This is a genomic window from Parendozoicomonas verongulae, assembly GCF_009711465.1.
Taxonomy (GTDB): Bacteria; Pseudomonadota; Gammaproteobacteria; order Pseudomonadales; family Endozoicomonadaceae; genus Sansalvadorimonas; species Sansalvadorimonas verongulae.
Map to the genome: position 1 here is coordinate 4,398 of NZ_SMME01000733.1, position 285 is coordinate 4,682.

The window sequence follows — 285 nt, forward strand, 5'->3', positions numbered from 1 at the left end:
TGGCGCCTGACAGACGAAGGGGGCGGCGGAGGCCGACCGGACTTAAGTAAGCTTGTTAGTTTACGAAAAGCCCGTCCGTGGATGTCAGAAGCATCAAGGGCTTTATTTCTTTATTTATAGTGTCGGGAGAGTTGCTGGGCCTGGCTGGAGTAGCTGGCTATGATCTTGCGATGCTGGCTGATGGTCGATGCTGGCGCTGTCATCCGTGCACTATTAGGTTACTCATCTTTCCTGTCGTGCAGGGTGCGCTTGTGTCTGTTGAGATGACTGGATTGGGTGAAAGAC

General features: G+C 53.0%; 1 protein-coding gene. It reads left to right on the top strand.

Going from position 1 to position 285, the window contains the following annotated elements; genetic code table 11:
* Positions 1–77: 77 nt before the first annotated feature.
* On the top strand, positions 78–285 hold a 208-nt coding region (locus tag E1189_RS25195; RefSeq protein ID WP_230460151.1), incomplete at its 3' end, for a hypothetical protein.